Annotated in this window: 3 protein-coding genes; all 3 read right to left on the bottom strand. The window is 66.4% G+C overall.

Translation table 11 applies throughout. From position 1 onward, the window contains the following. Nucleotides 1-163 precede the first annotated feature (163 nt). The 3 genes from A985_RS0113095 to A985_RS0113085 all read right to left on the bottom strand — a co-directional run bounded on the left by A985_RS0113095 (nucleotide 164) and on the right by A985_RS0113085 (nucleotide 4677). Nucleotides 164-997 carry a hemin ABC transporter substrate-binding protein gene (locus A985_RS0113095; RefSeq protein WP_369751575.1) on the bottom strand — a complete coding sequence of 278 codons (834 nt, stop codon included), beginning with the start codon at nucleotides 995-997 and terminating at the stop codon, nucleotides 164-166. 92 nt (nucleotides 998-1089) lie between these two features. After that, the gene (locus A985_RS0113090) at nucleotides 1090-2217 is read right to left on the bottom strand and encodes a hemin-degrading factor (protein WP_017233854.1); all 1128 of its coding nucleotides are present in this window, start codon (nucleotides 2215-2217) and stop codon (nucleotides 1090-1092) included. A 75-nt stretch (nucleotides 2218-2292) separates the two neighbouring features. Beyond that, nucleotides 2293-4677 (bottom strand): TonB-dependent hemoglobin/transferrin/lactoferrin family receptor, encoded by a 2385-nt coding sequence (locus tag A985_RS0113085; RefSeq protein ID WP_017233853.1) that lies wholly within the window; start codon nucleotides 4675-4677, stop codon nucleotides 2293-2295. Nucleotides 4678-5008: the final 331 nt, after the last annotated feature.

The following is a 5008-nucleotide window of genomic DNA, read 5'->3' as shown; positions in this document are numbered from 1 at the left end:
GGGCGGCGTCGCACCGTGCCGGTGTGATGCAGTGTGGCGGCAACGGTCGTGGGCCGTCCCGCTTCAGAGGGGCGTGATGGCAACGACTTTGGTAGCGCAGGCGCGGCTGGCATAGTTTCGTTTACGGGCGAATGGCGGATTTCGGGATAGCCTTGGCGCATGGTCAAACGGTGTGCACGCGCAGCGCGAGATCGGCAACCGCCAGCGGCAGTCGCGGACCGAAGCCGAGCAGATACAGCGCATCGAAGCTCACCACGCGTTTGGCGCGTCCGGCGGGTGTGTTCGCGAGCCCCGGTTGTGCGAGCAGCGTTACCGCGGGATCGGCGGGCGATGGCCCGGTCGTGGTCGTGAGCAGCACGTCGGGCTGGGCCGCGACGGCCGCTTCCGCCGTCAGCGGCCGATAGCCGGTGAAGCCACGCAACGCATTCTCCGCACCGGCGTAGGCGAGCATGGCGTGCGCCGCCGTGTCTTGCCCCGCCACCATCACCTGGTTGCCCATGTGGCCGAGGATGAACAGCACGCGTGGGCGGCGCGCGATGCCATACCGTTGTTCGACGTCGTCGCGAACGCGCAGCCAGTCGGCGGTAAAGCGGTCCGCCACACGTGCGCCGTCCTTGGGCACGCGCAGAGCGGTGGCAACGGCGCGAATGTTGTCGAGCACTCGCTCGGCGGTATAGCCGTGTACGAAGCGCTCGACCGGCACGCCCGCCGCCGCGATCTGCGACAGCACATTGGGCGGGCCCGCTTCCGCGCCCGCGAGCAGCAGGTCGGGACGCAGCGAGAGCACGCCTTCCGCCGACAAGGTGCGCAGGTACCCGATCTTGGGCAGCCGGGTGGCCGCTTCCGGATACAGGCTCGTCAGATCGTTGGCGATCACGCGATCCTGCGCACCGAGCGCGTAGACGATTTCGGTGAGTGCGCCGCCTGCGACCACGACGCGCTTCGGCCCGCCTCGCCCAGGCGCCTCAGGCGTCGTTGCGTTGGCCTGCGTCGTCATGACGCGCGCGCCCAGCCACGCGCCGGCTGCCAGCGCAGCGCTGCTGGTCAACAGCGCGCGCCGCGAGGCCCCGCGTGTGTCGATCGGGCGGTTCACGTCGAAGTCTCCGTGACGCCTTGTGCGTCTTCCGCGTGCGACGCATGCCTCACTCGAGCGAGCGTCTCGCGCCAGTCGTCGCGCTCGGCCTGCCCGGGCTTGCGCTCACCAAAGAACATGGCGATCACCATGCCCGAGGCATCGAGCAGTTCCAGCGAGGTGACGATGCCATCTGCTGTCGGCTTGCGCACGATCCAGGCCGAGTCGACGAGGTCTTCACGCAGATGCAGGTTGAAGCCCGGATCGAGCACATTGACCCAAGGACCCATGACGCGAATCGTCGTGACTGGCCCCGTGTGGATCTGGATCATGCCCGCGTTGCCGACGAACACCATGATCGGCAGGGCGGTGCCGGCGGCATCGTCGAGCAACGCGCGCACCGATGCCGCCCTCACGCGCTGCGCATGACCTTCGGGGGCGAGACGCAACGCTTGGGCGCGCGACACTCGGTGCCGCTTGAGCAGTTCGAAGAACTGATGGGTGTCGGTCATGGCCAGCCAGTCGCGCTGGAAGGCGGCGGCGTCGATGTCGGCGTCGGGCGTCTCGGCCTTCGGGGCGTCGGCAGCGACGACGTGCTGACCCGGCGTCTGGTCGCTCGCGCGAAAGCGGGCGACGAGGGCGTCATACGCAAGCGCGTCGCTGTGATCGCGCAGGAACATCTTGTGCACGGCAGTGCCGGTCTTGTCGAAGAACTGCAACGAGCGGCGGGGGCCGTTCTCCGTCGGCGTTTCGACGGCATACCCGAACGCCCATTGGTGATAGAAGACGCGCAGGTCGAGGTCTTTGCCGAGCCCCAGGCCAATGGTGCCCGTGTGCGAGAGCTTCTCGTACTGACCGTCCTTTTCGTGAACCGCGGCGTTGTTGCGCGTGAGCGCCATCACGCGCCCCAGCGCGGGCAACGCTTCGACGATCTCGATGAACTCGGGACGCAGCCTCACGACGTGCTCGCCGACGAACGCCGCGACCGTCTCGCCTTCGGAGACGCCCAGGGCGGCGGCGGCGTCGCGATCGCGCAGGTTCCGTTCGGTCTTGACGCGGTGGAAGTCGCTGCGCAGACGGGTGACGTCGGCGAGCGCGGGGAACGCCGGGCGGGCGGCGGGGGTAGCGGTTTGCGTGTTCATCATGGCGATTCCTTGGTGGCGGGGGTTGCGTTCGTTGCGTGATGGCGGGTGCGGCGTTGCGAGTCTCGAGCCGTCGAATCAGTACTGAAGCTTCAGGCTCACGGCCACGCTGCGGCCCGGTGCCGAATACGCGTCCTTGAGCGTTGAGCTATCGGCGAGGCCGCGCACGTCCGACCAGTTCCAGGCCTTGCGGTCGAACACGTTGTAGATGCCGGCGTAGAGCGTCGCGGACTTGTTGAGGCGATAGCCGCCCGACAGGTCGAGTACGACCGACGACGGCGGCGCCCAGCAGGTCTGGCTCTGCTGCGTGCCCGAGGTGCAGGTTTTCGCGATCTGGCTTTGTGCCTTCGCGGCCTGAAAGAGCAGGTCGGCTTGCGCGAACCACGTCGTGTTCGGCTCGTAGCGCACGCCGAGCACCATCGAGAACGGATTGACGGTGTTGAGCGGCTGGGTGGCGGCGCCGTTGTTTTGCGTCGTGCCGTGTGTGTAGGCCATCGCCGTGCGCAGCGTCACGCCGCCCTGGAGCGCCCACGTGGCGCGGCCCTCCCAGCCCTGGATGCGGGCACGGCTGTAGTTCACGTACTGATAGATGAGCGGATCGCTCGGGCGGCCCGAGCCGCTGATGTTCTGCTGCGAGATGAAATTGCGGTAGTTGCCGGCGAAGACGGCGGTGCTGTAGGTGACGGGGCCGAGCGTGGTGGCGAGGCGTCCGCGCAACCCCAGCTCTAACGTGTCGCTCGTCTCGGGCTTGAGGTTCGGGTTCGCGATCGACATGTAACCGAAGATCGGATTCGAGAAGCCGTTGTTGACCTGATCGGGCGTTGGCGTGCGGAAGCCGCGTGCGTACTGCACGTACGGAATCAGCGAAGGGGCGATCTCGTACATGACCGCCAGGCGCGGCGAGAACGCGCCATCGTTCGACGAAGTCGGTTGAACGCGCGCGCCGGAGGCCGTCTGCGACACATACAGCGGATCGTTCTGCTTCGGCGAGAGCCAGTAGGCGTCGTAGCGAATGCCCGGTGTGACGCTCAGCGCGCCGTAGCGGATCTCGTCCTGCGCGAAGGCGCCGAACAGTGTGTAGTCGGTGTCCGGGAACGCCTTGTTGGGGAACGACTCGCCCATGCCGGGCACGGTGCCGTTGCGATAGCTGGTGATGTACGCGAGGCTCGCGTCGGCGCCGTACACGAACTTGTGCGCGAGCGGGCCGGTCGTGAAGTGGCTTTCCGCCTGCACGGCGCCGCCGACGGTGCGCTCCTTGTACGTGTTGTCGCGCGTGCGATCGCCCGCCGTGCGTTGCTCGTACGCGAACTGGCTGTTTTTCGCGTCCTGGAAGTACAGCAGCACGTGCGCGTTCTGGACATAGGCCTGCGACGCGTCGTTGAAGTCGTAATCGAGGCTGACGCGGTTGCGTTCTAGACGATCGCTCGTGGTCAGACCCAGCGTCGTGGGCGGATTGATGGCCGACAGAACGCTCGCGTCCACCCGACGGCGCACGGTCTCGCCCGTGAGCTTGAACGTCGAGCGGGGCGTGGCCTTGAAGACCAGTTTGCCGAGCACGGAGTCGCCGTTGCTGTCCTGCGGGTTGGCCGTTGTGCGCGACGTGCTGGCCGAGTTGTTGGTGCCCTTGCCGTCGAGTTCGTGGCCCTTGTTGCCGTCGACGATCACCATGCCCTGCCACTGCTCGCCGCCCCACGCGGCCTGGGCGGTCGTGCCGAAACTGCGGTCTATCGAGTTGTAGTAGGGACGCAGAGAGAAGTAGGTCGACTTGCCGAAGACATCAAGCAGGTCTTGCGGATCCTTGGTGAGGAAGTTGACGACGCCAGTGAGCCCGTCGCTGCCGTAGAGCGAAGAGGCGGGGCCGCGCAGGATTTCGATGCGGCGCAGCACGTCCATGCTCATGTAATCACCGCGACCCGCTTCGAGCGGACCGAACGCATAGCCGGACGGCATGCGGATGCCGTCTTCGAAGAGCGCCACGCGGTTGCCTTCGAGGCCACGAATGTTGATGCTCGAATTGCCGTCGCGACCGCCGCCGGCGGCCGCCGATGCGGGTCGATACGGTGCACGGCGCACCGTGACGCCTGGCTCGTAGCGCAGGGCCTCCTTGATGTCTTGCGCTTGTTGTTCTTCGAGATCCTGATCGGTAATGACCGAAATCGACGCCGGGGTTCGATCCGCTTCGGTCGGCGTGCGCGTCGCCGTGACGTTCACCTCCCGCAGATTGGCTTCAGCGAGCTGCAAGGGCGTGTTGGGCGAGGCTTGCGCGAGTTGAAGCGTCTCAACCGACCGGGCCGAGCCCGTGCTCGAGGCCGGTTGCGCGAAGACCGCGGGCGACCAGAACGCAGCAAGCACCGCCCCTGCGAGCGGGCGAAGACGCCATCGACGCGCACGATCGCGTTGCGAATCTTCGGATCGGATCGAGCCGTGGGTGCCGAATTTCCGGCCACCCCGGCGCGTTGACATGACAATAGCGCGGCCCCCGCCGCTTGACGACTGCTTCACTGCTGGCTCCCAGAGCAAGAAAACCCCGTTGCTGGCTGGCAAGCGCTCGTGGCAATCGTCGTGTTCCGCGTGTCGTTATCGAGACTCGGGAACACGCCGGCAGGCGCGGCTGGCGAAAGATCTCACGTCCTGCGGCCGGATAGGTTCGGCCTTGAGACGAAGATGTTAATAAGAATCATTTGCATTGTTGACGAAGAACGACCGACGCGTCAAGGGGCGAGGTGACGCGATGTCAATGAATGGGAAGGGGATGAAAGCCGCGCGTCAGATCGGCAGGCTCGTATCGAACTTG

This window comes from Pandoraea sp. B-6 (genome assembly GCF_000282835.1).
Classification (GTDB): Bacteria; Pseudomonadota; Gammaproteobacteria; order Burkholderiales; family Burkholderiaceae; genus Pandoraea; species Pandoraea cepalis.
This window is presented reverse-complemented; position numbering and strand designations above follow the sequence as displayed.